This is a genomic window from Streptomyces sp. NPDC043726 (genome assembly GCF_056436565.1).
Genome location: NZ_JBWKCI010000012.1, coordinates 169,103 through 195,743, shown reverse-complemented (window position 1 = coordinate 195,743; position 26,641 = coordinate 169,103). Strand labels below are relative to the sequence as shown.

General features: G+C 70.6%; 23 protein-coding genes. 4 read left to right on the top strand and 19 right to left on the bottom strand.

The window, feature by feature from the left end:
* Nucleotides 1-14 precede the first annotated feature (14 nt).
* From lepB (AC068Z_RS31920) to proS, 10 genes are all read right to left on the bottom strand, one after another.
* Nucleotides 15-983, bottom strand: a complete 969-nt coding sequence (gene lepB / locus AC068Z_RS31920) for a signal peptidase I (RefSeq protein ID WP_478563434.1) — start codon at nt 981-983, stop codon at nt 15-17.
* Nucleotides 865-1,974: a signal peptidase I gene (lepB, locus tag AC068Z_RS31915; RefSeq protein ID WP_478563431.1), complete on the bottom strand. Its 1,110-nt coding sequence runs from the start codon at nt 1,972-1,974 to the stop codon at nt 865-867. The genes lepB (AC068Z_RS31920) and lepB (AC068Z_RS31915) overlap by 119 nt, the downstream gene beginning before the upstream one ends.
* A complete protein-coding gene (gene lepB, locus AC068Z_RS31910; protein WP_478563429.1) occupies nt 1,967-2,671 on the bottom strand; it encodes a signal peptidase I in 705 nt (234 codons plus the stop codon). Before lepB (AC068Z_RS31910) ends, lepB (AC068Z_RS31915) begins: the two co-directional genes overlap by 8 nt.
* 45 nt (nt 2,672-2,716) lie before the next feature.
* Nucleotides 2,717-3,067 carry a 50S ribosomal protein L19 gene (gene rplS, locus AC068Z_RS31905; protein WP_190098062.1) on the bottom strand — a complete coding sequence of 117 codons (351 nt, stop codon included), beginning with the start codon at nt 3,065-3,067 and terminating at the stop codon, nt 2,717-2,719.
* Nucleotides 3,068-3,200: 133 nt separating this feature from the next.
* Nucleotides 3,201-4,034 carry a tRNA (guanosine(37)-N1)-methyltransferase TrmD gene (gene trmD, locus AC068Z_RS31900; protein ID WP_478563426.1) on the bottom strand — a complete coding sequence of 278 codons (834 nt, stop codon included), beginning with the start codon at nt 4,032-4,034 and terminating at the stop codon, nt 3,201-3,203.
* Nucleotides 4,034-4,585 carry a ribosome maturation factor RimM gene (gene rimM, locus AC068Z_RS31895; RefSeq protein WP_478563423.1) on the bottom strand — a complete coding sequence of 184 codons (552 nt, stop codon included), beginning with the start codon at nt 4,583-4,585 and terminating at the stop codon, nt 4,034-4,036. The genes trmD and rimM overlap by 1 nt, the downstream gene beginning before the upstream one ends.
* A gap of 93 nt (nt 4,586-4,678) precedes the next feature.
* Nucleotides 4,679-4,918, bottom strand: a complete 240-nt coding sequence (locus AC068Z_RS31890; RefSeq protein ID WP_003973401.1) for an RNA-binding protein — start codon at nt 4,916-4,918, stop codon at nt 4,679-4,681.
* Between the two features lie 2 nt (nt 4,919-4,920).
* On the bottom strand, nt 4,921-5,343 hold the full coding sequence (gene rpsP / locus AC068Z_RS31885; RefSeq protein ID WP_478563420.1) for a 30S ribosomal protein S16: 423 nt from the start codon (nt 5,341-5,343) through the stop codon (nt 4,921-4,923).
* Nucleotides 5,344-5,620: 277 nt separating this feature from the next.
* Nucleotides 5,621-6,223 carry a hypothetical protein gene (locus AC068Z_RS31880; RefSeq protein ID WP_451721671.1) on the bottom strand — a complete coding sequence of 201 codons (603 nt, stop codon included), beginning with the start codon at nt 6,221-6,223 and terminating at the stop codon, nt 5,621-5,623.
* A 259-nt stretch (nt 6,224-6,482) separates the two neighbouring features.
* Nucleotides 6,483-7,895, bottom strand: a complete 1,413-nt coding sequence (proS, locus tag AC068Z_RS31875; protein WP_478563417.1) for a proline--tRNA ligase — start codon at nt 7,893-7,895, stop codon at nt 6,483-6,485.
* A 201-nt stretch (nt 7,896-8,096) separates the two neighbouring features.
* Here proS and AC068Z_RS31870 point away from each other — a divergent pair, with 201 nt between their 5' ends.
* Nucleotides 8,097-8,954: an SAM-dependent methyltransferase gene (locus AC068Z_RS31870; RefSeq protein WP_478563415.1), complete on the top strand. Its 858-nt coding sequence runs from the start codon at nt 8,097-8,099 to the stop codon at nt 8,952-8,954.
* A gap of 154 nt (nt 8,955-9,108) precedes the next feature.
* Entirely contained in the window at nt 9,109-9,717 is a 609-nt protein-coding gene (locus AC068Z_RS31865; protein ID WP_478563412.1) for a hypothetical protein, read from the top strand.
* A gap of 57 nt (nt 9,718-9,774) precedes the next feature.
* Here the strand turns inward: AC068Z_RS31865 and ffh are convergent, their stop codons facing one another.
* From ffh to nsdA, 5 genes are all read right to left on the bottom strand, one after another.
* Nucleotides 9,775-11,325: a signal recognition particle protein gene (gene ffh, locus AC068Z_RS31860; RefSeq protein ID WP_478563409.1), complete on the bottom strand. Its 1,551-nt coding sequence runs from the start codon at nt 11,323-11,325 to the stop codon at nt 9,775-9,777.
* 83 nt (nt 11,326-11,408) lie between these two features.
* A complete protein-coding gene (locus tag AC068Z_RS31855) occupies nt 11,409-13,856 on the bottom strand; it encodes a [protein-PII] uridylyltransferase (protein ID WP_478563406.1) in 2,448 nt (815 codons plus the stop codon).
* Between the two features lie 36 nt (nt 13,857-13,892).
* Nucleotides 13,893-14,231 carry a P-II family nitrogen regulator gene (locus AC068Z_RS31850; protein WP_003997576.1) on the bottom strand — a complete coding sequence of 113 codons (339 nt, stop codon included), beginning with the start codon at nt 14,229-14,231 and terminating at the stop codon, nt 13,893-13,895.
* Nucleotides 14,228-15,568 (bottom strand): ammonium transporter, encoded by a 1,341-nt coding sequence (locus AC068Z_RS31845; protein ID WP_478563403.1) that lies wholly within the window; start codon nt 15,566-15,568, stop codon nt 14,228-14,230. The genes AC068Z_RS31850 and AC068Z_RS31845 overlap by 4 nt, the downstream gene beginning before the upstream one ends.
* 313 nt (nt 15,569-15,881) lie before the next feature.
* On the bottom strand, nt 15,882-17,363 hold the full coding sequence (gene nsdA / locus AC068Z_RS31840; RefSeq protein ID WP_478563400.1) for a transcriptional repressor NsdA: 1,482 nt from the start codon (nt 17,361-17,363) through the stop codon (nt 15,882-15,884).
* 458 nt (nt 17,364-17,821) lie between these two features.
* Here nsdA and AC068Z_RS31835 point away from each other — a divergent pair, with 458 nt between their 5' ends.
* The gene (locus AC068Z_RS31835; protein ID WP_478563397.1) at nt 17,822-18,478 is read left to right on the top strand and encodes a bifunctional DNA primase/polymerase; all 657 of its coding nucleotides are present in this window, start codon (nt 17,822-17,824) and stop codon (nt 18,476-18,478) included.
* A gap of 124 nt (nt 18,479-18,602) precedes the next feature.
* Here the strand turns inward: AC068Z_RS31835 and ftsY are convergent, their stop codons facing one another.
* A complete protein-coding gene (gene ftsY / locus AC068Z_RS31830) occupies nt 18,603-19,814 on the bottom strand; it encodes a signal recognition particle-docking protein FtsY (protein WP_478563394.1) in 1,212 nt (403 codons plus the stop codon).
* Between the two features lie 105 nt (nt 19,815-19,919).
* On the opposite strand from ftsY, the gene AC068Z_RS31825 reads away from it, so the two are divergent.
* The gene (locus AC068Z_RS31825; RefSeq protein WP_478563391.1) at nt 19,920-20,888 is read left to right on the top strand and encodes an LLM class flavin-dependent oxidoreductase; all 969 of its coding nucleotides are present in this window, start codon (nt 19,920-19,922) and stop codon (nt 20,886-20,888) included.
* 112 nt (nt 20,889-21,000) lie between these two features.
* On the opposite strand, the gene AC068Z_RS31820 is transcribed toward AC068Z_RS31825, so the two are convergent.
* The 3 genes from AC068Z_RS31820 to AC068Z_RS31810 form a co-directional block, all read right to left on the bottom strand.
* Nucleotides 21,001-22,416, bottom strand: a complete 1,416-nt coding sequence (locus AC068Z_RS31820) for a sugar porter family MFS transporter (protein WP_478563388.1) — start codon at nt 22,414-22,416, stop codon at nt 21,001-21,003.
* Nucleotides 22,417-22,613: 197 nt separating this feature from the next.
* Nucleotides 22,614-26,198: a chromosome segregation protein SMC gene (smc, locus tag AC068Z_RS31815; protein ID WP_478563385.1), complete on the bottom strand. Its 3,585-nt coding sequence runs from the start codon at nt 26,196-26,198 to the stop codon at nt 22,614-22,616.
* A gap of 213 nt (nt 26,199-26,411) precedes the next feature.
* Nucleotides 26,412-26,615, bottom strand: coding sequence for a hypothetical protein (locus tag AC068Z_RS31810; RefSeq protein ID WP_009327638.1), 204 nt, complete (start codon nt 26,613-26,615; stop codon nt 26,412-26,414).
* Nucleotides 26,616-26,641 lie beyond the last annotated feature (26 nt).

Here is a 26,641-nt window from a genome sequence, read left to right as displayed (position 1 = left end):
ATCACTCGGCCGGATCAGCCGGCGTCCTGGCGGGCCCGCTTGCGGCGCCACAGGGCGAACGGGACGACGCCGGCGAGGGCCAGTCCCTCGGGCGCGACGGCCGCCGCCTTGGCGCTGAGGTTCTGGTCGAAGGTGTCCGGAACCGGCAGGGTGTCCCAGCGGTTGATCGGCCAGGCGACCACGATGGCGCGTCCGACGACCTTGTCCACCGGCACCATGCCCTTGTTGGCGTCCGCCTGGTTGTAGCGCGAGTCCCGGGAGTTCTGCCGGTGGTCGCCCATGACCCAGATGAAGCCCTCGGGCACCTTCACCTTGAACTGGCCGCCCTGGTCGTCGACGCTGCACGGCGTATTGCCGGCGTAGACGTACGACGACTCGTTCAGCGCCTTGCCGTTGACCTTCAGCGGGCCGGTGCCCTTGCACTCGATGGTGTCGCCGCCGACGCCGACGACCCGCTTGATCAGATCCTTCTCCTCCGCGGACGGCATCAGGCCGATCCAGCTGAGGAAGGTCTGCAGGGCGTTGGGGTCGGCCGTGGGCTCCCCGGCCAGCCAGTTGTCGGGGTCGTGGAAGACGACGACCTCGCCGCGCTCGGGCTCCGAGCCGAACCAGGGCGTGAGCTTGTCGACCAGGACGCGGTCGCCCTGCTGGAGGGTGTTCTGCATCGAGTCGGACGGGATGGAGAAGGCCTGCACCAGGAAGGTCTTGATCAGCAGCGCCAGCACCAGCGCGATACCGATCAGGATGGGCAGCTCCTTCCAGAAGGAGCGGGGCTTCTTCGCCTGGGGGGTCCCGTCGCCGGGCCCCTGGCCGTCCGTGCGGGTCTGCTCCCCGGACGTCGTGCCCTCCTCGGCCGGGGTGGAGTCACTCCCGGAAGTCCCGGAGGTCCCGGAGGTCACGGCGCCGTCCACGGCCGGGTCGGCCGCTCCCGCGGGGCGTCCGCGGTCCTCGCCGTCGTGCCCGGATCGTGCGCCAACCGCCACATCCCCCACGCCAACTCCTTACTCTGTGCCGCTGCCTGCCCCAGAGACGGTGCAGGCCCACCACTCCCATAACGAGCGGGAGTTCCGCAGGGGTCGGGAGTCGGACGCTTCCGTTCGGATCGTCGGAGGCAACCCTATGCGACAGCCGGGGAGCCGCGGTCGACCCGGTCGCCGAGTCGGACACGGAGGCGTAGGTTTTCGGTTCGTCCAGCGCGCCCCAGTGGCCCAGTGGCCAGGCGATGACCATGGCGCGGCCCACGACCTCGTCCTCGGAGACCGTGCCGCCGTTCTGGTCCTGGTGCGCGCGGGAGTCCGCGGAGTCGGCCCGGTGGTCGCCCATGACCCACAGCCGCCCCTGGGGGACGGTGATGTCGAACGCGGTCTGGGAGGGGGCGTTGCCGGGGAAGAGGTAGTCGGTCTCCTCCAGGGGGACCCCGTTGACCGTGACCCGTCCTTGGGTGTCGCAGCACTTGACCCGGTCGCCGCCCACCCCGACGACCCGCTTGATGAGGTCCTTCTCGTTGTCGGACGGCAGTAGACCGATGAAGGTGAGCCCTTCCTTGATCTGCTTGACGACGACGGGGTCCTCCTTCTTGGCGACGGGCTGCTCGTCGTTGAGCCAGCCGCCCGGGTCCTTGAAGACGACGACGTCCCCGCGCTGCGGCTTGGAGCCGAACCACGGGGTGAGCTTGTCGACCAGGACCCGGTCGCCGATCTGGATCGTCTGCTCCATCGAGCCGGACGGGATGACGAAGGCCTGGACGAGAAAGGTCTTCAGGACGAGGGCTATCAGCACCGCGACACCGACGAGGAGCGGTATCTCCTTGATCGCGCTGCGCCGGCGGCGCCGCTTGACCTTGCGCTGGAGCTTGCGTCGCTCGGCGCGGCTGCGACCGCCCGCCGGTCCGAGGGAGGCGCGCCGGGACCCGGTGGGGAGCAGGTCCTCGGCGGCGCTGCTGGGCGCCCCGCGAGGCTTTCCGCGGTTACCCATGGGCACCGTCCGGTGCGGGCACGCGCGCGTACGCGCCGGGACGCTCCAGGCGGGTCCAGTGGGAGGTGGGCCAGAGGATCCAGTCGGCCCGGCCGACGACCTCGCCGACGGGGATCATGCCGCCGCCCGGGGAGCCCAGGTGGTCGCGGGAGTCGCTGGAGGCGCTGCGGTGGTCGCCGAGGACGAAGAGGGTGCCCTCGGGCACGGCGACGTCGAAGGGGACGCCGGACGCGCCGTCCCCGGGGTACAGGAACGCCGACTCGTCGACCGACCGGCCGTTCACCTGGATCCTCCCCTTCTTGTCGCAGCAGACCACGTGGTCTCCCCCCACACCCACAACGCGCTTGATGTAGTCCGCGTCCCCGAAGTACCCGGTTCCGTCGAAGACCACGACATCGCCGCGCTGCGGCTGAGCACCGAAACGGTACGCCAACTTATTTACGAGAACGCGGTCCCCGATCCTCAATCCGCGCTCCATGGATCCGCTGGGGATCTGGAAGGGCTGCGCCACGAAAGTGCTGAACAGCAGCAGGAACAGCAGGCAGACCAGCAGGGTCAGGGTGATCCGTCCGCCGGGCAGCCAGTCGGCCGCCCGCCCCACCACCCCACCGAACGCGAAACGCGACCGGCCCTCCGTCCCGCGCGGGGCGGGTTCGGAGGAGCGGTCGCGTTCCGTCTGCTGTGCTTCGGTGTCCATCGGAGCCAGATGCTATCCGGCCCCGCCATGACCTCCCGAAAGCGCTCAGTTCTCGCGCTTCTCCTTGATCTTCGCGGCCTTGCCGCGGAGCTCACGGAGGTAGTACAGCTTGGCGCGACGCACGTCACCCTTGGTGACGAGCTCGATCTTCTCGACGATCGGGGTGTGCACCGGGAAGGTGCGCTCGACGCCGACCGAGAAGGAGACCTTGCGGACCGTGAAGGTCTCGCGGACACCGGCGCCCTGGCGGCGGATCACAACGCCCTTGAACTGCTGCACACGGGAGCGGTTGCCCTCGATGACGCGGACGTGGACGTTGACGGTGTCACCCGGGCGGAAGGCCGGGACGTCGCTGCGCAGCGACGCGGAGTCGACGGAGTCGAGCAGGTGAGACATTTCGTCTGCTTTCTTCGCCCATGCCACAGGTCATAGGCGGGAGCTGGTTTCCAAAGAGGATGCTGTTCGCGTCGGGGCGGGCGTCGTGTCCCCCTGTGGCAGGGGCGCACGCCGGACGGCGCACAACAGCGACCTATTCTTCCACGGCCTCCGGCCTGCGCCAAAATCGGCCGTGGGGCTCCCCCTCCGGATCGGGCGCCCAGCCCAGGATGGAGAGCATCTCGCGGTCCTTCTTGTCGAAGGCCTTGGGGTCGCAGCGCTCGATCAGGTCCGGCCGGTGGGCCGTGGTGCGCTTGAGGGCCTCGTCGCGCCGCCAGCGGGCGATCTTGCCGTGGTGGCCGCTGAGCAGCACGTCCGGGATGTCCCGGCCGCGCCACTCGGGCGGCTTGGTGTACACCGGCCCTTCCAGCAGGTTGGCCATGGCGCCGGGTGCGAAGGAGTCGTCGCGGTGGGACTCGGCGTTGCCGAGGACTCCGGGCAGCAGCCGGGCCACGGCCTCGGTGATCACCAGTACGGCGGCCTCGCCGCCGGCGAGGACGTAGTCGCCGATGGACACCTCGTAGACCGGCATCCGGGTGCCGTACTCGTCGATGACCCGCCGGTCGATGCCCTCGTAGCGGGCCGGGGTGAAGATCAGCCAGGGGCGCTCGGAGAGCTCCACGGCGAGTTCCTGGGTGAACGGACGGCCGCTGGGCGTGGGCACGATCAGCGCGGGCGCGTGGGCGCCGGTCTCGTAGCCCTCGGCCAGCACGGAGTCCAGCGCGTCGCCCCAGGGCTCGGTCTTCATGACCATGCCGGGTCCGCCGCCGTAAGGCGTGTCGTCGACCGTGTTGTGCCGGTCGTAGGTCCAGCCGCGCAGATCGTGCACCTGGACGTTCAGCTGTCCACGCGCGCGCGCCTTGCCGACCAGGGAGACGTTCAGGGGCTCCAGGTACTCGGGGAAGATCGTGACGACGTCGAGGCGCATTACGACGCGTCCTCCGCGTCCCGCGAGGAGGCGATCTCGGCCTGGTCGTCGATGAGCCCGGGCGGCGGATCGATGACGGCCTTCTGCTCCTCCAGGTCGACCTCGACGACGATCTCCTGGACGAAGGGGATGAGCACCTCGCTGCCGTCGGCCCGCTCGACGATGAAGAGGTCCTGCGAGGGCAGATGCGAGATCTCGGTGATCCGCCCGACCTCCACGCCGTCCTTGGTCACGACGTCGAGGTCCATGAGCTGGTGGTCGTAGTACTCGTCCTCCTCCTCCGGCAGCTCCTCCGGGTCGACCTCGGCGATCAGGAGGGTGTTGCGGAGGGCCTCGGCGCCGGTGCGGTCCTTCACGCCTTCGAAGCGCAGGAGCAGGCGCCCGCTGTGGACGCGGCCGGTTTCGATGGTGAGCGGGCCTGTGGAGGCGGGGTCCGTCAGCAGCACGGCACCGGGCGCGAGCCTCAGTTCCGGCTCGTCGGTGCGGACCTCGACGGTGACCTCGCCCTTGATGCCGTGGGCACGGCCGATACGAGCGACTACCAGCTGCACTGTGCTTGATCTCCAGGACGACGAGTGGATACGACTACGGGCCGGGGACGGCCCAGTGGCCCTCCCCGGCCCGAGCCGGTGTTGCGTTCGGCGTCAGCGGACGTGGTCCACGTCGACGAGGTCGACGCGGACACCGCGACCGCCGATGGCGCCCACGACGGTGCGCAGAGCGCGTGCGGTGCGGCCGTTGCGGCCGATCACCTTGCCGAGGTCGTCGGGGTGGACCCGGACCTCCAGCACGCGCCCGCGGCGCAGGTTGCGGGAAGCGACCTGCACATCGTCAGGGTTGTCGACGATGCCCTTCACGAGGTGCTCGAGAGCCTCCTCGAGCATGCTCAGGCCTCGGCCGACTCGGACTCAGCCGCGGGGGCCTCGTCCTTCTTCTCCGCCTTCTTCTTCTGGGTGATGGCCTCACCCTTGCCCTCGTCGTCGCCACCGAGGGCCTCGAACGAGGGGCGCGCCTTCTTGGGCTCGGCGACGAGCAGCGGAGCCGGGGCGGGCTCGCCCTTGAACTTCTGCCAGTCGCCGGTCTTCTTCAGGATGGCGAGGACGGGCTCGGTCGGCTGCGCGCCGACACCCAGCCAGTACGCCACGCGCTCGGCGTCCACCTCGATGACCGACGGGTTGTAGGTCGGGTGGTACTTGCCGATCTCCTCGATCGCACGGCCGTCACGACGGGTGCGGGAGTCGGCGACGACGATGCGGTAGTGAGGCGAACGGATCTTGCCCAGACGCTTCAGCTTGATCTTGACTGCCACGGGAGTGGATTCTCCTGGTTTTGACGTGGTTGGGCACGGCGAGAAGGCCGCGTGGGGTTGCGGTACCCGAGTGCCCGATGGACGCGTCAGCCGGAGGAGAGAGGGGTCCTGTGCGACTGTCGAGTACAGCTAGCCATTGTGCCACACCCCGCGCCTGCCCTCGGACGGAGGGCAGGCGGGCATGGCGGAGGCGCACCCGGCGCGGAGGTGAGGTACGTCGGGTGCGCTGTGCGGCGCCCGCCGAGGGAGGGCACGGCTGCCACGAGCAGCCGTGGCCTCAGCTCGCCGCCGCGCCCACCACCTCGGGGATCCGGAACGGCTTCCCGCAGCCGCCGCAGACGATCGGGGCCTGGGCCAGGACGGACGGGACGACCCGGACGTTGCGTCCGCAGTCGCAGACCGCCTTGACCCGGACGCCGCCGCCGGAGGAGCCGTGCCGGGCCGCCGGACCGCGGAAGCTGCGGGCCGTGTCCGCCGACGTGGCCGCCGTGTGCGCCTTCAGGGCGCGCTGGAGGCGTTCGATCGTCGGACGGTAGCGGCGCTTGGCCTCCGGGTTGAGCGTGACCAGCGAGAAACCGCTGCTGGGATGCGGTTCGTCGGGGTGGTCCAGGCCCAGTTCCTCGGCGATCGCGAGGAATCTGCGGTTGTGGTAGCGGCCGGCACGGGAGGTGTCGCGCACTCCACGGGCGGCGGCGATGCCGTGCACCGCCTCATGGAGAAGGCGTTCGAAGGAGAGCTCGTGTCCGCACGCGGACGACGACTCCCCGATCAGGGATTCTGGCGCGGCGAGATCCGGCAGCTCGGGGTGGTGCCGCTGAATGTCGGCCCACGCCTGCGCCAGCTCTGCGGCGAGAACAGGTGGTGTCTGTGTCGTGCTCACGTAATGACAACGAGCCGGAGTGCCCCTGTGTTCCGATTCCGGGCCATCCCAAATATTTTGCACGTACCCGTCAGTTGCCGCTGATGCGTCCTGACGAGGGCGGGTGCGCTGATCTGCGGAGAAGCCTCACAGCTCACCACAAGGTGGTGCGTAGTCTGACGTACGCACCGGCGCGTACGCCGTCTCCGCGCCACGGGGTGCCAGTGTCCCTCGGAGGCGCAAGAGGCCTTTCGGTCGCTCTCGCGCCTCCTGCCTCGTCTCAGTAAGCGCGCGCGACGATCGCGACGTTACCCGGCGCGTCCTCGTCCTCCGGCACCGACCCGTCCTCGGCGAGCAGACACCGTACGGTCACCGAGTGCTCGGCGAGCCTGGCCTCGCCCGCCTCGCCGAGCACGGCCCACGGGATCCGCGCCCACCCGCTCGCCGCGGCCTCGACGGCCTCCGCGACCGTGGCCACCTCGGCGGTACGCGCCTCCCGCCGCTCCCGGGACTGCCGCAGCAGCAACGCCTGGTCGTCCTCCAGCATCCCCGGCAGCAGGTCTACGAGGGACTCGACGGCCATCGGTTCCTTGCCGCCCGGAATCCGGCGGGCCACCATCGCGGTGCCGTTCTCCAGGTCGCGCGGCCCGATCTCGATCCGCACGGGCACGCCCTTGAGCTCCCAGTCGACCGCGCGCCGCCCGAAGGGGGTGTCCGTACGGTCGTCGACCTGCACCCTCAGCCCCGCCGCCCGCAGCCGGTCGCCGATCTCGCGGACCTTGGCCAGAACCGGCTCCTCGCCCTTGATCGCGAGGACGACGACCTGGGTCTGCGCGAGGCGCGGCGGGACCCGCAGGCCGTTGTCATCCCCGTGAGTCATCACCAGCGCGCCGATCATGCGGGTGGTCGAACCCCAGGAGGTCTGCCAGACGAGTTCCTGCCTGCCGTCCTTCGACAGGTACGAGGTGTTGAAGGCCTTCGCGAAGTTCTGGCCCAGCTCATGGCTGGTGACCATCTGGAGCGCCTTGCCGTCGCCCATCATGCTTTCGAGGGTGAGGGTGTTGATGGCCCCGGCGAAGCGCTCCTTGACCGTCTTGCGACCGGAGACGAAGTCCATCGCGAGGACGTTGCGCAGGAAGTCGCCGTAGACCTCGCTCTGGATGCGGGAGGCGAAGTCCCGTGCCTCCTCACAGGTCGCGTGCGCGGTGTGGCCCTCCTGCCAGAGGAACTCCGTCGTCCGCAGGAAGAGGCGGGGCCGCAGCTCCCAACGGACCACGTTGGCCCACTGGTTGATCAGCAGGGGCAGGTCGCGGTAGCTCTGCACCCACTTCGAGAAGTAGTCGTTGATGATCATCTCGGAGGTGGGCCGGACGACCGCGGGCTCCTCCAGCTCCTTGCCGCCGCCGTGCGTAACCACCGCCAGCTCGGGCGCGAAGCCCTCGACGTGGTCGGCCTCCTTGGCGAAGTACGACTGCGGGATCAGCAGCGGGAAGTACGCGTTCTGGGTGCCCGTCTCCTTGATGCGGGCGTCCATCTCCGCCTGCATCCGCTCCCACAGTCCGTACCCGTACGGTCGGATCACCATGGTGCCGCGCACCGGGCCGTTGTCGGCCAGCTCGGCCTTGTTGATCAGATCCTGGTACCAGCGCGGGAAGTCTTCGGCCCGCGGGGTGAGTACGGGTGCTTTTGCCATGGCGCGATGGTACGGGCCGCCGACGTTGCCGGAATGTGAATTTTTGCCACGGGCACGGTCCAGCCGCAAGCAGGGCCCGACGACCCCTGGACGCGGGGTCGAGCGCGGAGTTTCCTGGCATACGGGGGGAGAGCGAGCGCACGTCACGGGGGCTACGGAATACGGCACAACGGCAACTCTCGGCGGATTGGGGCGCTTTCGATGACACCTACGCTCGTGCGGCATCACCTGTCTCACACGGGACCCACGCCCCGTGTGGACCTGTGGGCACGCGCGCGTGACTGGTCGGAGATCCAGGAGCGGATGCTTGTCCCGCTCTACGAGGCCGTCCATGAACGGCTCGAAGTGGGCCTCGGCACAAGGTTGTTGGGGCTCGGCTGCGGTTCCGGACTCGCTTTGCTGATGGCGGCGGCCCGGGGAGCCGTGGTCACCGGTGTCGAGCCGTCCTCGCCCGAACGGCTGGCCCTGGCCCGGCAGCGGCTGCTGCCGGAAGCCTGGGGCGCACGCGCGCGGGCCGGCGTCCGGCTCACGGACGGCTCACCGGGGGACGCGGCCGACGTGGAGACGCCCGCGTACAGCCTGGTGACCGCGTTCGAACCCATCGGGTGCCTCGCGGGCGACTCGGAGGGACTCGGTGAACTGCTGCGAGAGGCGAAGCCGCTCGCCGAGCGGGGGGCGCCCGTGGTGCTGGCCGGCTGGGGTCCGCCGGAACGCTGCGCCACGTCGTCGGTGCTGCGCGTGGCCACCAAACTGGCCGATCCGCTGCGCAGCGCGGGCAGTTGGCGCCCCGCCCTCCGTGACGACCTGGAGGAGGTCGCGCTGCGGGCGGGCCTGCGCCTCGACGGCTCCGGACGCGTGGCGTGCCCCTTCGGGTACGCCGACGTCGAAAGCGCCGTACGCGGGCTGCTGTCGACCGGGCTGTTCGACGCGGCGATCTCCGCGACCGACCCGGCGCAGGTGGACAAGGAGCTGACGGAGGCGCTGCATCCGCATCAACGGCCGGACGGGACCGTGTGGATGACGAACATCTTCCGGTACCTCATCGCCCGCGTCCCCTGAAGTCGCGTACGACGCAGAAGAGTTCCTGGAAATGCACGTGTGAATGGTGTGAAGAAAGCGATGCGGGACCCCTCTCGCTTCGCTGAACTGCACGCCCTCCCCTTAGCCTGACGAACCGCTCGGGGGAACTACACATCTGCATACAGGAGCTGTTGTGCTGTACCGCAAGACCGCGCTGCGTCTGGCCGCGCCCGTCGCCGTCCTCGCCCTGGCGCTCACCGCCTGCTCGGGCGGGGACGACGAGGCCGACGCGAAGAGCCCGGCCACCGCGCAGGCGAAGGCCTCGCCGTCGGCGTCGCCGGAGCCCTCCTCCGGCGGCGCGATGAAGACCGGCGAGAGCGCCACGGGGACGTACGAGGAGGACCCGGGGAAGGTCACGTACGAGATCCTCGCGCAAGCGGTCGACGTCGGCACCGAGGCCGAGGCCGCGCAGGCGGTGTCGGACCCGGAGGACGCCAAGGGGCTCGTCCTGGCCGTCGCCCACGTGAAGTTCACGCACAAGAGCGGCCCGACGCTGCCCGACTCTCCGCAGGTCGGCGACGAGACCACCGTCTGGGCCGACGGACAGCGCGGCTCGATCCTCATCGGCGCCGCCGAGGACGCGGCCGGCTGCGAGGACCCGTACGACGTGGAGGGCTGGAAGCGGGGCGAGAGTCACACCTTCTGCGAGACCTACCTGGTGCCCGCCGACGCGAAGAGCGTCGAGGTGCACTGGCAGGAGGCCGAGGGCGAGCCGTACGTCTGGACGTTCCCGAACGGCTAGAACGGGCGAGGGCGCCCCTGGTGACCAGGGGCGCCCTCGTTGTCGTGGAGCCGGATGTCAGCCCATGAACTTCTTGAACTCGTCGGGGAGTTCGAAGTCCTGCGGAGCCTGCTGACCGGGCACGCCGAACGCGCCGCCCTGGGCCGCCGCCGCGCGCCGCGCCGCCTCCTCCTGCTCCTGCTGCTTGCGCTTCATCGGGTTGCCGGAGCGCTGCTTGCCCTTGGCCTTCTTCGGCTGCTTCTTCGAGCGACCGGGACCGCCACCCATGCCCGGCATCCCGGGCATACCCGGCATACCGCCGCCCTGGGCCATGCGGGACATCATCTTGCGGGCCTCGAAGAACCGCTCGACCAGGTTCTTCACCGCGCTGACGTCGACCCCGGAGCCCTTGGCGATGCGGGCGCGGCGCGAGCCGTTGATGATCGTCGGTTCCTGGCGCTCGGCCGGGGTCATCGACTTGATGATCGCGGCGGTGCGGTCGACGTCCCGCTCGTCCAGGTTGTTGATCTGGTCCTTGATCTGCCCCATGCCGGGCAGCATGCCGAGCAGCTTGGAGATGGAGCCCATCTTCCTGACCTGTTCCATCTGGGACAGGAAGTCGTCGAGGGTGAAGTCCTGGCCCTTCTTGGAGGCCAGCTTCTCCGCCATCTTCTGGGCTTCGGCCTGGTCGAAGGTCTTCTCCGCCTGCTCGATCAGGGTGAGCAGGTCACCCATGTCGAGGATGCGGGAGGCCATCCGGTCCGGGTGGAAGGCGTCGAACTCGTCGAGCTTCTCGCCGTTCGACGCGAACATGATCGGCTTGCCGGTGATCTGCCGGATCGACAGGGCGGCACCACCGCGGGCGTCGCCGTCGAGCTTGGAGAGCACCACGCCGTCGAAGCCGACGCCGTCGCGGAAGGCCTCGGCGGTGTTGACCGCGTCCTGACCGATCATCGCGTCGACGACGAAGAGGATCTCGTCCGGCGAGACCGCGTCCCGGATGTCCGCGGCCTGCTGCATCATCTCCTGGTCGATGCCCAGGCGGCCGGCGGTGTCGACGATGACGATGTCGTGGACCCGCGACTTCGCGAACTCGATGGAGTCCTTGGCGACCTTGACCGGGTCGCCGACGCCGTTGCCCGGCTCCGGGGCGTAGACCGCGACGCCGGCGCGCTCGGCGACGACGCTCAACTGGTTCACGGCGTTCGGCCGCTGAAGGTCACACGCGACCAGCAGCGGGGAGTGGCCCTGCTCCTTGAGCCACCGGCCGAGCTTGCCCGCGAGGGTGGTCTTACCGGCACCCTGCAGACCCGCCAGCATGATCACGGTGGGCGGCTGCTTGGCGAAGCGCAGGCGCCGGGTCTCACCGCCGAGGATCGTGACGAGCTCCTCGTTCACGATCTTCAGGACCTGCTGCGCCGGGTTCAGCGCCTTGGAGACCTCGGCACCGAGCGACCGCTCCTTGACGCTCTTGATGAAGGTCCGCACGACCGGCAGGGCGACGTCGGCTTCGAGGAGCGCGATCCGGATCTCGCGCGCGGTGGCGTCGATGTCCGCCTCGGAGAGCCGTCCCTTGCCGCGCAGGTTCTTGAAAGTCGCTGAGAGGCGATCGGAGAGAGTATCGAACACGGCGCTCGCGGTCCTCGGGGTCGGTGGCAGCTGGGAATCGCCCTCCAGGGTATCCCGGCGACACCGGTCGCCGGGATCCCTGTTCAGCCCCGCAGGGTTTCCTCCAGTTTCCGGGCCACCGCCGAGGCCTCCTCACGCGGGAGTGGGGCGCCTTCGGGGCCTGTGACATAGAACGCGTCCACGGCGTTCGCGCCCAGCGTGCTCACGTGCGCGCTGCGGACCCGCACACGGGCGTCCTCCAGGGCCCGGCCGATCCGGAAGAGCAGTCCGGGGGCGTCCTGGGCGCGGACCTCGATGACCGTGGCCAGGCGGGAGGCGGCCGGGTGGACCGTCACCCTGGGCGGCGGCGCCACCACGCCCCGGCGGCGGGGATAGGCCGCGTCCCGCTCCGCCAGCCGGCCCGCGATGTCCAGACTGCCGTCCAGGGCCCGAACCAGGTCCGCGCGCAGCCGGGCGGCCTGCGGCAGCGAACCGTACTCCGCGGCGACCCGCCAGTTCAGCAGCAGGACCGAGCCCTCGACCCCGTCGGGGAGGTCCAGCGCGCGCAGTTCCGCGGTGCGCACGGTGAGGCGGTGCATGGCGAGGACGCCGGAGACCGCGGGCAGCACGCCCGGCTGGTCCGGCACGGCGATCAGCAGCTCCACGCCGAGCGGTTCCGGGTCCCCGGCCGGCTGGTCGTCCGTCGCGGGTTCGGTCTGGGCGCGCAGGGCCAGGACCGGGCTGCCGGTGGCGACGGCCTCGATGGCGAGCCGCTCCTGCTCGGCGGTGGGCGCGGCGGCCTCCGGCTCCGCGGGGGCGTCCCCGGCGAGCACGGCCGAGACGCGTTTGACCAGGTCGGCGACGAGGGATCCGCGCCAGGCAGACCAGGCTGCGGGACCGGTGGCCAGCGCGTCCGCCTCGGTCAGCGCGTGCAGCAGCTCCAGCGTGGACTGGGTGCCGACCGCGTCGGCGACCGCGCGGACCGTGGCCGGGTCCTCCAGGTCGCGCCGGGTGGCGGTGTCGACGAGCAGCAGGTGATGCCGTACGAGAGCGGCGAGTACGCCGACGTCCTCGCGGTCGAATCCGATGCGGGCCGCGACATCGCGCGCGATGATCTCCCCGGCCACCGAGTGGTCGCCGGGCCAGCCCTTGCCGATGTCGTGCAGCAGCGCGGAGACCAGCAGCAGGTCGGGGCGCTGAACGCGCCGGGTGAACTCGGAGGCGCGTACCGCGGTCTCGATCAGGTGCCGGTCGACGGTCCAGATGTGCACGGCGTTGCGCTGGGGGCGGCAGCGCACCCGCTCCCAGTCCGGGAGAAGGCGGCTGATCAGGCCTTCCGCCTCCAGCGCCTCCCAGACCTCGATCGTGGGGCGCCCCGAGCCGAGCAGGGTGACGAGCTGTTCGCGGGCCTCGGCGGGCCAGGGCGTGGGCAGGGGGCGGGTGGTGGCCGCCAGCCGCCGTACGGCGTGCAGGGAGAGCGGGAGTCCGGCCTGCGCGGCGGCGGCCGCGGCGCGCAGGGGCAGCACGGGGTCGCGCTCGGGGCGCGCGGCGCGGGCGAGCACGACCTCGCCGTCCTGTTCGACGACGCCCTCGGCCAGCGGGGAGCGCTCGGCGACCGGTTTGCCGCCGCCCAGCATGGCGCGCAACCGCGGTCGTACGGCGCGCGACCGCAGCACGCGCCCCACCTCACGCCAGGTGACGTCACTGGCGTACGAAATCACCCGCGCCGCCTCGTACACCTGCCGCAGCAGGGTGTCGGCGTCGAGCAGGCCCAGCTCGGCCGCGACCTGGTCCTGTTCCTGGAGCGCGAGCCGGTCGGTCGCGCGCCCGGTGGCCAGGTGCAGGGCGTCCCGCACGTCGAGCAGTCGGCGCCGGGCGGCGTCGAGGCCCTCACGCGGGGCGTCGGCCAGCCAGGACGCGGCGACGGCGCGCAGGATCGTGGCGTCCCGCAGTCCGCCCCGGGCCTCCTTGAGGTCGGGTTCCAGCAAGTACTGCAGCTCGCCCTGGCGCTCGGCGCGTTCGGCGGTGAGTTCCTGGAGTTCGGGCAGCCGCTTGGGCGCCTGGTTGCGCCAGTCGGCCAGGACCGCCGTCCGCAGGCCCGCCGTCAGACCGAGGTCGCCCGCGATGTGGCGGGCGTCCAGGAGACCGAGTTGGACCTTCAAGTCGTCCCCGGCCGTCTTCCGGGCCTCGGCGGGTGTGCGTACCGAGTGGTCGAGGGCGAGCCCGAGGTCCCAGACGGGGTACCAGATCCGGTCGGCCAGGGCGGCGACGTCGTCCGCGTCGGCGCCGTCGTGCAGCAGGAGCAGGTCCAGATCGCTGCGCGGCGACAGCTCGCCACGGCCGTACCCCCCGACGGCGACCAGGGAGACCCCGCGCAGCCCCTCGGCTCCGGCGGCGAACAGGCCGGCGAGCCAGTCGTCGGTGAGTTCCGCGAGGGCGGTACGGCGCGGCGGCCCGGACCGCGCCCCCTCGGTGAGGAGGCGCAGCCGGGCCGCCGCATAGCCGCTGGGTCCCGAGTCCTCTGCTTCTTGCTGTACGTCCGTACTCGTCACCCAGCGACTCCTGTTCCTGTTTTTATGCGCGTCCGATCAGAGCGCGTCAGGCCCGCGCTCGCCGGTGCGGACCCGTACGGCCGTCTCGACCGGCAGGGACCAGACCTTGCCGTCACCGATCTTGCCGGTGCGGGCGGCCTTGACGATGACGTCGATCAGCTGCTCGGCGTCGTCGTCCTCGGCCAGCACCTCGATACGGATCTTCGGGACCAGGTCGACGGTGTACTCGGCGCCGCGGTAGACCTCGGTGTGGCCCCGCTGCCGACCGTAGCCGCTGGCCTCGGTGACCGTCAGGCCGTGCACGCCGAAGGCCTGGAGGGCTTCCTTGATCTCGTCGAGCCGGTGCGGCTTGACGACGGCGGTGATGAGCTTCATGCGTCCACCTTCTTGCTCGCAGTGTCGGCGACCGGGGCCGGGGCGGCGGTCCGGGCGGCACCGCCGCCGGCACCGCTGAAGTCGTATGCGGTCTCGGCGTGCTCGGCCTGGTCGATGCCGGCCACCTCGTCGTCCTCGGAGACCCGCATGCCCATGGTCTTGTCGATGACGAAGGCGAGGAGGGCGGAGACCACGAAGGAGTAGGCGAGGACGGCACCGACACCGGCGCACTGCTTCCAGAACTGCTCCAGGCCGCCGCCGTAGAAGAGACCCTCGACCTCGGACTGGCCCTTGCCGCTGGCGAAGAAGCCGACGAGCAGGGAGCCGACGATGCCGCCGACCAGGTGAACGCCCACGACGTCGAGCGAGTCGTCGTAACCGAGCTTGTACTTCAGGCCCACCGCCATGGCGCACAGCAGACCGGCGATGGCGCCGACCGCGATGGCGCCGACCGGCGAGACCGCACCGCCGGACGGGGTGATGGCGACCAGACCGGCGACCGCGCCGGAGGCGGCGCCCAGCGTGGTGAACGCGCCGTGCCGGATCTTCTCGTAGGCGAGCCAGGCCAGCATGGCGGCGGCGGTGGCGACCTGCGTGTTGACGAACATCAGGGATCCGACGCCGTCGTCGTTGCCGAGCCAGGAACCGGCGTTGAAGCCGAACCAGCCGAACCACAGCAGCCCGGCGCCGAGCATGACCAGCGGGAGGCTGTGCGGGCGCATCGGGTCCCTCTTGAAGCCGACGCGCTTGCCGATGACCAGGATCACGCCGAGGGCCGCGGCACCGGCGTTGATGTGGACGGCCGTACCGCCGGCGAAGTCGATGACGCCGAGGTCGAAGGCCCAGCCGCCGCTCGGCGCCCAGACCCAGTGCGCGACCGGGAAGTACACGACGCAGGCCCACAGGGTGATGAACAGCGCCCAGGCGCTGAACTTCACGCGGTCCGCGAGCGCACCGCTTATCAGGGCGGGGGTGATGATCGCGAACATCAGCTGGAACACGGCGAAGACATAGACCGGGATGTTGTAGATGTCCCACAGTTCGGCGTTGCCGACCCCGCTGAGTCCGACGTAGTCGGAGGTCCAGCCGATGAGCCCGCCGTGCGAGTCACCGAAGGCGAGGGAGAACCCGAAGAGCACCCACAGGATGGTGATGATCCCCAGGCTGATGAAACTCATCATCAGCATGTTCAGGGTGCTTTTGACGCGGACCATGCCTCCGTAGAAGAAGGCGAGTCCCGGGGTCATGAGCATCACCAGGGCGGAGCAGATGAGCATGAAGCCTGTGTTGGCGGCAGAGAGCTCCGTCTCTGCGGCAAGCGTGATGGCTGGTGCCATCGGCGTCTCCTCGTCGTTGGTACGGCCCCGTGCGGGCGAAGCCTGAGCGGATTGAGGGGTGGGCCGGTTATGCGCCATGAGATTGGCGCAGCGCGGTTTCGGTGGAAGCCCCTCGTTGTTTCGCCGCCGTGACGAAGGCGCCATGGGTGTTACGCATCGATGAACTGCCGGATTCAGGGCCCGTCGATCGTTATCGTGGCGCAACCTTCGGTTGAAGGTATGGGCCGGCCGCGGACGGCCTTCCGATGACCTGGCATGGGGGAGCCGAGTCGGGCAGTTCGGGAGGGCCGGCCGCGGCCGGGGTTCTTGGGATTCAGACGGCTTCCGCGGTCTCCGGGAGTTCCACGGCGAGCCGGTCCGTGAGGTCCACGACCTCGTGCAGATCACCGAAATCGCGTACGGCCGTGTCGACCGTCTTCCGGATCCGGGTGTTGACGCGCTCCGAGCGCACCTTCTTGGCGATCTGCATGGCCTCGGTCGCGTACTGCGCGCTGCGCTCGGGCTCGCGTCGGAGCAGATGGACGGTGGCCATGCCGATGAGGTTCAGCGCGTAGGACCGCTGGTGCTCGGAGTCCTTGGCGAACAGGTCGACGGCCCGCTGCATCAGCGGCTCGGCGAGCGAGGCGTAGGTCGGGCTGCGGCCCGCGACATAGGCGAGGTCGCGGTACGAGTGCGAGTTCTCGCCGTAGAGCTCGGCCTCGGAGAAGAAGCGGATCCAGTCGGGGTCGGGCTCGTCCCATTCCTCGGCCTCGCCGAAGGTGTCCTCGGCCATCCGCACCGCCCGCTTGCACTTGCCGGGCTGGCCCATGTTGGCGTACGCGCGGGCCTCCATCGCATACAGCATCGACTGGGTGCGCGGACTCGCGCAGTCGCGGCTGCCGTACTGGGCGAGGTGGACCAGTTCCAGGGCGTCGTCGGGCCGGCCGAGGTGGATCATCTGGCGGCTCATGCTGGAGAGGATGTACGAGCCGAGCGGCCGGTCGCCGGCCTCCTTGGCGGCGTGCAGGGCGAGCACGAAGTACTTCTGCGCGGTGGGCTGGAGCCCGACGTCGTACGACATCCACCCGGCCAGCTCGGCGAGTTCGGCGGCCACCTTGAACAGCTTGCGGGTGGTGGACTCGGGCTGCGGTTCCTGAAGGAGGTCGGTCACCTCGTGCAGTTGTCCTACGACCGCCTTGCGCCGCAGGCCGCCGCCGCACTGGGCGTCCCACTGCCGGAACATCACGGTGGTGGACTCCAGCAGCTCCAGCTCGGGCTTGGAGAGCCGGCCGCGGCGGACCTGGGCGGGGGGCTCGGGCTCGGTGCGCCCGGCGGTCGGGGAGGGGACCAGCCAGCGCTGCATCGGCTCGATGAGGGAGGGGCCCGCGGACAGGGCGAGCGAGGTCCCGAGGAAGCCGCGCCGCGCCAGCATCAGGTCGCTGCGCGAGAACTCGCTGAGCAGGGCCACGGTCTGCGGGCCCGTCCAGGGCAGGTCCACTCCGGACACCGACGGTGACTGGCGGGCGGCGCGCAGGCCGAGGTCCTCGACGGAGACGACGCAGCCGAACCGCTCGGAGAACAGCTCGGACAGGATCCGCGGGATCGGCTCGCGCGGGTTCTCGCCGTCCAGCCAGCGGCGGACCCGGGAGGTGTCGGTGGAGATGTGGTTGGCGCCCAACTGGCGGGCCCGGCGGTTGACTTGGCGGGCGAGCTCGCCCTTCGACCAGCCGCTGCGCACGAACCAGGAAGTGAGCAGTTCGTTCGGCCGCTTGTCGGCGTTCGTAGCGCTCGTGCCGCTTCCGCTGTTGCCGCTCACTGGAACGCCCCCATCCCTTGGACCACTTGTCACCGAGTGCGCCAAGCCCTATCAGAATGCCGGTAAATACGGCTCCCCGTCCGGAAGTTCTCACCCTTCGAACGGAAAGCCGAGTTGCCTCCGGCATACCCGCAAGTGCATGTGCCCTCAGGACTCGTGCACTCAAAGTAATCCTACGATCACGGGTCCAGCCATGGCGATCCCGGAAACGCCACCATTCGCCACCCCTTCGAATGAACTCACGTACGCCTCCACGCGATTCACTTGACATAGACCGGCCGGGAGTGGGCGGAGCGATGCACTCAGGGGCGCGCACCGCCGAGCGCGCGACCCGGGGCGCTCCCGAGCGCCGCCCGGAATGCGTGGAGCCGGGCGCGAGAAGACCGAAGGTGGACACAGAGGGTCACGACCCGCATCCGCGTCGTAACCACAGGCGCGCCGGACCCGTTGGAGGGGGCATGGGCTTCACGATCGCCGGCATCCGCGAGATCCGCTCCGGCACGCGTCGACGCGGCCGGTCGTCGGAGTGCACCGCCGTCGCCGAGTTCACCGGACTGTGGGGCTGGGACGTGGTGCCGGGTGCGCGGGCGGCGGCGGGCGCGTGCTCGTGCGGCCGGGCGGACTGCCCCGACCCGGGCGCCCACCCCCTGCACTTCGCCCCCCGGGTCCCGGCCGGCGCCACCCTCGACGAGGTCAGCCGGACCTGGGCCGAGTACCCGGGCGCCGCGGTGATGCTGGCGGTCGGCCGGGCGTTCGACGTGATCGAGGTGGCCGAAGCGGCCGGGCGCCGCGCGCTGGCCCGCCTGGAGCGCATGGGCCTGCCCCTCGGCCCGGTCACCGCCACGCCCGACGGCCGCGCCCACTTCTTCGTCGCCCCCGGCGCCGCCGCCGAGCTTCCCGAGCTGCTCTACCGCATGGGCTGGGACGACCCGACCTCCCTCGACCTGCGCGGCCTGGGCCCCGGCACCTTCGTCACCGCCCCACCGTCCGACCGAGCCGGCCAGGGCCCGGTCCGCTGGCTGCGCTCCCCCGCCCTGGACACGGCGACAAAGCCACCGGCGGCACGGCTGCTCCTGGGCACACTGGCGTACGTGGCGCACCGGTCCCGGGCATAGCGGAACGCCGGTCCCGGGCAGCATCGCGCCGCCCCCCGACAACAGCACCCCGACGTCAGCACCCCGGCATAGCGAAGCGCCCGTCCCTCGAGGAGGCGGGCGCTTCTTCGTCGGCGGCGGGGTCTCAGTCGCCGATAAGCGCATCCACGAAGGCCTCCGGCTCGAACGGTGCCAGATCGTCCGCGCCCTCGCCCAGACCGATCAGCTTGACCGGCACGCCCAGCTCGCGCTGCACCGCGACCACGATGCCGCCCTTGGCGGTACCGTCCAGCTTGGTCAGCACGATGCCGGTGATGTCGACGACCTCGGCGAAGACCCGAGCCTGGACCAGACCGTTCTGCCCGGTGGTGGCGTCCAGGACGAGCAGCACCTCGTCGAGCGGCGCGTGCTTCTCCACGACCCGCTTGACCTTGCCGAGCTCGTCCATGAGACCGGTCTTGGTGTGCAGCCGGCCCGCGGTGTCGATGAGGACGACGTCGGAGCCGAGCTCCTTGCCCTCCTTCACCGCGTCGAAGGCGACGGAGGCGGGGTCGCCGCCCTCCGGACCCCGCACGGTGTGCGCGCCGACCCGCTCGCCCCAGGTCTGGAGCTGATCGGCGGCGGCGGCACGGAAGGTGTCCGCGGCGCCCAGGACGACGGTGTTCCCGTCGGCGACCAGCACCCGGGCGAGCTTGCCGGTGGTGGTGGTCTTGCCGGTGCCGTTGACCCCGACGACCATCACGATGCCCGGCTTGCGGTCCTCCGGCTCGGTGCGCACGGTGCGGTCCATGTCGGTCCCGACCAGCTTGAGCAGCTCCTCGCGCAGCAGGCCGCGCAGCTCCTCGGGGGTCCGGGTGCCGAGCACCTTCACGCGCTCGCGCAGCCCGTCCACCAGCTCCTGGGTGGGCTGCACGCCGACGTCGGCGGTGAGCAGCGTGTCCTCGATCTCCTCCCAGGTGTCCTCGTCCAGATGCTCGCGCGAGAGCAGCGTGAGCAGGCCCTTGCCGAGGGCGTTCTGGGAGCGGGACAGGCGGGCACGGAGCCGGACCAGGCGGCCCGCGGTGGGCTCCGGAACCTCGATCTCGGTCGGCGGGAGTTCCTCGACGACCGGCGGTTCCTCGACGGCGACCCCGGTCGATCCGTCGGGAAGATCCACCTCCTCTATCGTCCGGCGCGGTTCGTCGCGCGGCGTCTCGGCCTCGTCGCCGACGTGCGGCTCGGCCGGAGGGGCGGTGATGTCGGGCGCTGCGGGGGGCGGCGGGGGCAGCTGCTTCTTGCGCCGGCTGCCGACGATGAGCCCGCCGAGCGCGCCGAGCACGACCACGGCGATGACTACAGCAAGGATGACGATGTCCATAACGGGTCCAGTATCAGCCATGGAGTACGGCGACACCCCTCTGGATGTCTGACACACCGTCAGCTAACGTCCTCCCCCACACCCGCCCGGTGAAGGGGGACCCCCATGCCCGTCACGGTCGTCCGCTTCAACCTCGTCGCGCCCGGCGCGGCCCCCGCCGCGCTCGCCGCGCGCTACCGGACCGCCCTGGAGATGGCCGCGTACGCCGACGAGCACGGCGTCACCACGGTCCAGACCGAGGAGCACCACGGCACCGACAACAACTGGCTGCCGTCGCCGTTCGCCTTCGCGGCGGCCGTGTTCGGCGCGACGAAGCGCCTCGCGGTCACGGTCTCGGCGATCATCGGCCCGCTGCACGACCCGCTGCGACTCGCCGAGGACATCGCCGTACTGGACCTGATCAGCGGCGGACGCCTGGTGACGGTGGCCGGGATCGGGTACCGCCCCGAGGAGTACGCGATCTTCGACGTGGACTGGAAGCGGCGCGGCAGGCTCCAGGACGAACTGCTGGAGACCCTGCTGAAGGCGTGGACCGGCGAGGATTTCGAGTACCGCGGCCGTACGGTACGGATCACCCCGCGCCCCTTCACCGAGCCGCACCCCCTGCTGCTGGTGGGCGGTTCCTCGAAGGCCGCCGCACGCCGGGCCGCCCGCCTCGGCCTGCCGTTCTTCCCCAGCGCGCATCTGCCGGAGCTGGAGGCGTACTACAAGGAGCGGCTCACCGAGTACGGCACCGAGGGCTGGACGATGATGCCGGCCGCCGAGACGCCGCTGCTGCATCTCGCCGAGGACCCGGACCGGACCTGGGCCGAGTACGGCGAGCACTTCCTGCACGAGGCGCGGACGTACGCCTCCTGGCAGTCCGGCGACATCCGGTCGGCGGTCCGCTCCGGGGCGGGCTCGGTGGCCGAGCTGCGCACGGAGGGCGTGTACCGGGTCCTGACACCCGAGGAGTGCGTGGCACGAGGCCTGGACAACCTCGTGCTGCATCCGCTGTGCGGGGGCATGCCGCTGGAGGAGGGCTGGCGGAGCCTGCGGCTGTTCTGCGAAGCCGTACTGCCCCGGCTCACCTGACTGAGCCGGGGCAGTACGTCTTTTCATGAGACGAGGAGGAGGGCAGCGGGGACTTGGCCCTTCTCCCCGAGTCCGGGGGCCGGAGCCGGCCGGGGGGCCGGGGAGTCCGGGATCAGCCCATCTCCTCCAGCTTCTTGCCCTTGGTCTCGGGCACGAACTTGAGGATGAAGGGGATGGAGAGGAAGGCGAACACCGCGTACATGACGTAGGTGAGCGACAGGTTCCACTCCGAGAGGTCCGGGAAGGTGATCGTGATGACCCAGTTGGCGATCCACTGGACCGAGGCAGCCACGCCGAGCGCGGCGGCGCGGATCTTGTTCGGGAAGATCTCACCGAGCATGACCCAGACCACGACACCCCAGGACAGGGCGAAGAAGAGCACGAACGCGTTGGCGGCGATCAGCGCCACGGCACCCTGCGCGGTCGGCAGCGGGTCGTTGCCGTTCTGGTAGGAGAAGGCCCAGGCGGCCAGCGCCAGCGAGATGCCCATGCCGACGGAACCGATCAGCGCCAGCGGCTTGCGGCCGATCCGGTCGACGAAGATCATCGCGATGACCGTACCGATGATGTTGATGATCGAGGTCTCGAACGAGTAGAAGAACGAGCTCGACGGGTCGACGCCGACCGACTGCCACAGCAGGTTCGAGTAGTAGAAGATGACGTTGATGCCGACCAGCTGCTGGAAGACGGACAGGCCGATACCGATCCAGACGATGGGCAGCAGGCCGAACTTGCCGCCGAGCAGGTCCCGGAACGTCGACTTGTGGTCGCTGCGCATGGCCTCGTCGATCTCGGCGACCCGGGCGTCGAGGTCGATGTCGCCCTCGACGTCGGCGAGCACCTTCTTGGCCTCGTCGACCCGGCCGACGCTGATCAGGAAGCGCGGGGACTCGGGGATGGCGAAGGACAGCAGGCCGTAGACGAGGGCCGGCACGACCATCACGCCGAGCATCCACTGCCAGGACTCCAGGCCCGCGATCTTGCCGCGCTCCTCGCCGTCGGCCATGTTGAGGATGGCCCAGTTGACGAGCTGGGAGACGGCGATGCCGATCACGATGGCGGCCTGCTGGAAGGAGGCGAGCCGGCCGCGGTAGGCCGGCGGGGCGACCTCGGCGATGTAGGCGGGGCCGATGACCGAGGCCATACCGATGGCTATGCCGCCGAGCACACGCCAGGCGGCGAGGTCCCAGGCGGCGAAGGGGAGACCCGAGCCGACGGCCGACACGGCGAACAGCACCGCCGCGATCTGCATGACGCGGATACGGCCGATGCGGTCCGCGATCCGGCCGGCGACTGCCGCGCCGACCGCGCTGCCGAGCAGGGCGCAGGCGGCGACCGTACCGGTGGCCCCGGAGCTCAGGTCGAACCTGTCCTGGATGCCGCCGTTGGCGCCGTTGATGACGGAGCTGTCGTAGCCGAACAGGAATCCGCCCATGGCGGCTGCGGCCGTGATGAAGACGACGTGCCCGAGATGTTCGGGGTGCGCCGCCTTCGCTCCTGACTGGGGTGCCTGCGCTGTGCTGGTCACGTAGTACTCCTCGTGCCACCGGCAACGCTGCCGGGTGGGGGGTGAGCCCTTCGAGTGGTCGAAGGTAAAAGCAACGTTGCAGACCCTATGCCTTCAAGTTTCGAAGTCAATAGTTCATCTGCTGTGACTTTGGAGGCACGACGAGGTGAGTTGTGTTCAAGAGTTGAAGAAGTGCGGGTGAAAGGTCTGCTGAATGGTCACCGGAGGCGCTGGGAGATGACCTTCGACACACCGTCACCCTGCATGGAGACGCCGTACAGCGCGTCCGCGACCTCCATGGTCCGCTTCTGGTGGGTGATCACGATCAGCTGCGAGGCCTCCTGCAGCTCCTGCATGATGCGGATCAGGCGCTGGAGGTTGGTGTCGTCGAGGGCGGCCTCGACCTCGTCCATGACGTAGAACGGACTGGGCCGGGCCTTGAAGATCGACACCAGCAGCGCCACGGCGGTCAGCGACCGCTCGCCGCCGGAGAGCAGGCTGAGCCGCTTGACCTTCTTGCCCGGCGGACGCGCCTCGACGTCCACGCCGGTGGTGAGCATGTTGTCGGGGTCGGTCAGGATCAACCGCCCCTCGCCGCCCGGGAAGAGCCGGCTGAAGACGCCCTCGAACTCGCGGGCGGTGTCCCGGTAGGCCTCCGTGAAGACCTGCTCGACGCGCTCGTCGACCTCCTTGACGACCTGGAGCAGATCGGCGCGGGTCTTCTTCAGGTCCTCCAGCTGCTCGCTGAGGAACTTGTGCCGCTCCTCCAGCGCCGCGAACTCCTCCAGGGCCAGCGGATTGACCTTGCCGAGCTGCTGGTACGCCCGCTCGGCCGCCTTCAGCCGCTTCTCCTGCTCGCCGCGCGCGAAGGGCCTGGGCCGGTTGCGCGGATGCTCCGGATCCTCGGGCAGCTCCTCGCCCTCGGCGGGCGGGGACGGCGGTACGAGCTGGTGGGGGCCGTACTCCTCGACGAGCCCGGCGGGCTCCACGCCGAGTTCCTCCAGCGCCTTGGTCTCCAGTTGCTCGATCCGCATGCGCTTCTCGGCGCCGAGCACCTCACCGCGGTGCACGGAGTCGGTGAGCTTGTCCAGCTCGGCCTTGAGGTCCCGGCCGGTGTTCCGCGCGGCGGTCAGCTCCCGCTCCCGCTGGGCCTTGGCGGCCTCGGCGGCGGCCCGTTCCTCCTGGGCCCGGCCGAGGGACACCTCGACGTGCGCGAGGAGCTGCCGGGCGCCGGAAGCGACGGCTTCCGCGACGGCCGCCTCGTGCCGGAGTCTGGCCCGCCGCTGCTCGGCACGCGCGCGAGCCTCGCGTTCGGCACGGGCGGCGCGGTCGAGCGAGTCCGCCCGGCCCGCGAGGCCTTTGACGCGTTCCTCGTGGGTACGGACCTGGAGGCGGGCCTCCATCTCCGTCTGGCGGGCGTTGGCCCCGTCGGCGGCGAGCCGGTCCCGTACGGAGGTGTCGGGCTCCTCCTCGACCGGCATCTCCTCGGCGACGGCGAGCCGCTCGGCCAGTACCTCGACCTCCTCGAGGGCCTTGTCGAGGGCGTCCTGCGCACGGGCCGCCGCCGCGGTGGAGCGCTCGGCCTCACCGGCGGCGCCTCGTGCCTGTCCGGCGAGCCTGCCGAGCTGCTGGGCCACGGTCGACTTCTCGCGGTCGGCGGCCCGGCGCCGGTCGGCGAGTTCCTCGACTCGGACGACGGCCTCTTTGCGTCGCTCGCCTGCCTCTTGCTGTGCGGCGGTGAGCTCCTCACACCTCACCGCCAGCTCTTCCAGCTCGGCCGCTGCCTCGTCGACGGACGCCTGTACTTCCAGGAGGCTGGGGGCGCCCGCGGAGCCGCCGTGGGCGAAGTGGGCTCCCAGGAGGTCGCCTTCTGCCGTGACCGCGGTGAGGTGGGGGTGGGCGTAGACGAGGTCTTCGGCGTCCTCGAGGGTTTGTACGACGACGATGTCCTGGAGGAGGCGTCGTACGGCGGGCATGAGGTCGGAGGGGGCGCGGACCAGATCTGCCGCGTGATCTCGTCCGGCGGGTGCGGGTGCTTCGTGGCCGGTCGCGCAGTTCCCCGCGCCCCTGCCCGGCGTTTCCGGTGCCCCCGACAGAAGCAGCGAGGCCCGTCCCCCGTCCTGCTTCCGCAGCAGGCGGATCGCTTCCGCCGCGGCGGCCGGTGACGTCACGGCGACGGCGTCGGCCGCCGCTCCGAAGGCCGCCGCCAGGGGGACCTCGTAGCCGGGGGTCACCGTGAGGAGTTCCGCCGCCGGGCCCAGCAGGCCCGTCAGCCGGTCCTTCGCGCCCAGCAGCGCGCCGGTGCCGTCCTTGCGCCGCAGGCCCAGGGCCAGCGCCTCGTGGCGGGCCTGGGTCGCCGCGCGCTTGCGTTCCGCGGCGGTGGCCGCTTCCCGGGCCGCCGACAGAGACGCCTCCGCCTCGGCCAGCGCCGCCTTCGCCGTCTCGTGCTGCTCGGACAGGTCGGCGTCGCCCGCGTCCAGGCCGTCGACCTCGGCCTTCAGCGCCTCGTACTCCTCCTGCGCGGCGACGGCCCGCTCCTGTGCCTCGTCCCGGGCCGAGGCCAGGCGGTCGATCTCCGCCTGGGCCGACGCGGCGCGCGAACGGGCCGCGTTGACCTGGCCGTTCAGCCGGGCGAGCCCTTCGCGGCGGTCGGCGATGGCCCGGGCCACGTCCTTCAGGCGCCGCTCCTCGAGAGCGAGCTCGCGTTCCAGTTCCGCGCGGTGGGCGACCGTGTCGTCCAGGGCGTGCTCGGCCGCCTCCAGGGCCGCTTCCAGCTCGGCCTCCTGCTCGCGGATCCGGGCGGCCTCGCGCTCCATGTCCTCGGGGTCGCGGCCGCGCCGCTCCTCGGGGGGTGCGGAAGTGGCGCTCTTCACACGGGCGTCGGCGAGCGAGATCGTGCCGCGGACCCGTTCGGCGAGCTGCGAGAGCTCGTACCAGGTCTGCTGGGCGCGCTGGAGGCGCGGGGTGAGCTGCCGCACCTCGTCCTCCAGGAGCGCCTCGCGCTGGAGCGCCTTCTTCAGCTCCTGCTCGGCGGCTTCCTTGCGTTCCTTCAGGGCGGCCTCGTCGGCGACCTCGGTCTGCAGCGCCTCGCGGAGCCGTACGAGATCGTCGGCGAGGAGGCGGAGCCGGGCGTCGCGGAGGTCCGCCTGGATCACGGCGGCCCGGCGGGCGACGGCGGCCTGGCGGCCGAGCGGCTTGAGCTGGCGCCGGAGTTCGTCCGTCAGGTCCTGCACACGCGCGAGGTTGGCCTGCATCGCGTCGAGCTTCCGCAGCGCCTTCTCCTTGCGCTTGCGGTGCTTCAGGACACCGGCGGCCTCCTCGATGAAGGCTCGGCGGCCCATCGGATCCGCGTGCAGGACGGAGTCGAGCTGGCCCTGTCCGACGATGACGTGCATCTCGCGGCCGATGCCGGAGTCGCTCAACAGCTCCTGGATGTCCAGCAGACGACAGGTGTCGCCGTTGATCTGGTACTCGCTGCCGCCGTTGCGGAACATGATCCGCGTGATGGTGACCTCGGCGTACTCGATGGGCAGTGCCCCGTCGGAGTTGTCGATGGTCAGCGACACCTCGGCCCGGCCGAGCGGCGGGCGCCCGGTGGTGCCGGCGAAGATGACGTCCTCCATCTTGCCGCCGCGCAGCGACTTCGCGCCCTGCTCCCCCATGACCCAGCTGAGCGCGTCCACGACATTGGACTTGCCCGAGCCGTTCGGTCCGACGACACACGTGATGCCCGGCTCGAACCGGAGTGTGGTCGCCGAGGCGAACGACTTGAACCCGCGGAGGGTCAGGGCCTTGAGGTGCACGCCGCTGGACTCTACCTTCCGGCGATGTCTCACTCCATGAACCCGCGGTTTCGCCCATGAACGCGCAGGGCACACCAGACGTTAAAGAGTCTGAAAGGATGCGCGGGGGCAAGAAAGAAGGGACGCCGAAGCGTCCCTTGCAACTTCTGACAACTTAGCGGTTGATACAGGCAGCCCAACCGCTGCGTGTGCTGTCGTGGAGCAGTGCAGCGATCAGGTGAGCGCAGGCTCCGCCTGGTGTGCGTCGATGCTCTCCATGAGACTGTCGTGAGAAGCGGCAGCCGTCAGCGCGTCGTTCTCCGCCTGGATCCGTACAAGCTCGGATTCCAGGTCCTGTACGCGCTGCTGGAGCCGTCGCATCTCGGCGAGGAGTCGCGGGTCGGAGCCGCCGACGTAACCGAGAAGCGCCTTTGCCATGATGGATGGTCCTCCACAATGAGTGA

Excerpts from the sequence above, each read along its gene's own strand:
- AC068Z_RS31845 (WP_478563403.1), bottom strand. The coding sequence starts at position 15,568 with ATGGCACCAGCCATCACGCTTGCCGCAGAGACGGAGCTCTCTGCCGCC.
- AC068Z_RS31810 (WP_009327638.1), bottom strand. The coding sequence starts at position 26,615 with ATGGCAAAGGCGCTTCTCGGTTACGTCGGCGGCTCCGACCCGCGACTC.
- AC068Z_RS31850 (WP_003997576.1), bottom strand. The coding sequence starts at position 14,231 with ATGAAGCTCATCACCGCCGTCGTCAAGCCGCACCGGCTCGACGAGATC.
- AC068Z_RS31870 (WP_478563415.1), top strand. The coding sequence starts at position 8,097 with ATGACACCTACGCTCGTGCGGCATCACCTGTCTCACACGGGACCCACG.
- lepB (WP_478563429.1), bottom strand. The coding sequence starts at position 2,671 with ATGGACACCGAAGCACAGCAGACGGAACGCGACCGCTCCTCCGAACCC.
- lepB (WP_478563431.1), bottom strand. The coding sequence starts at position 1,974 with ATGGGTAACCGCGGAAAGCCTCGCGGGGCGCCCAGCAGCGCCGCCGAG.
- proS (WP_478563417.1), bottom strand. The coding sequence starts at position 7,895 with ATGGCAAAAGCACCCGTACTCACCCCGCGGGCCGAAGACTTCCCGCGC.
- trmD (WP_478563426.1), bottom strand. The coding sequence starts at position 4,034 with ATGCGCCTCGACGTCGTCACGATCTTCCCCGAGTACCTGGAGCCCCTG.
- AC068Z_RS31835 (WP_478563397.1), top strand. The coding sequence starts at position 17,822 with ATGGGCTTCACGATCGCCGGCATCCGCGAGATCCGCTCCGGCACGCGT.
- AC068Z_RS31825 (WP_478563391.1), top strand. The coding sequence starts at position 19,920 with ATGCCCGTCACGGTCGTCCGCTTCAACCTCGTCGCGCCCGGCGCGGCC.
- rplS (WP_190098062.1), bottom strand. The coding sequence starts at position 3,067 with ATGTCTCACCTGCTCGACTCCGTCGACTCCGCGTCGCTGCGCAGCGAC.
- ftsY (WP_478563394.1), bottom strand. The coding sequence starts at position 19,814 with ATGGACATCGTCATCCTTGCTGTAGTCATCGCCGTGGTCGTGCTCGGC.
- AC068Z_RS31890 (WP_003973401.1), bottom strand. The coding sequence starts at position 4,918 with ATGCTCGAGGAGGCTCTCGAGCACCTCGTGAAGGGCATCGTCGACAAC.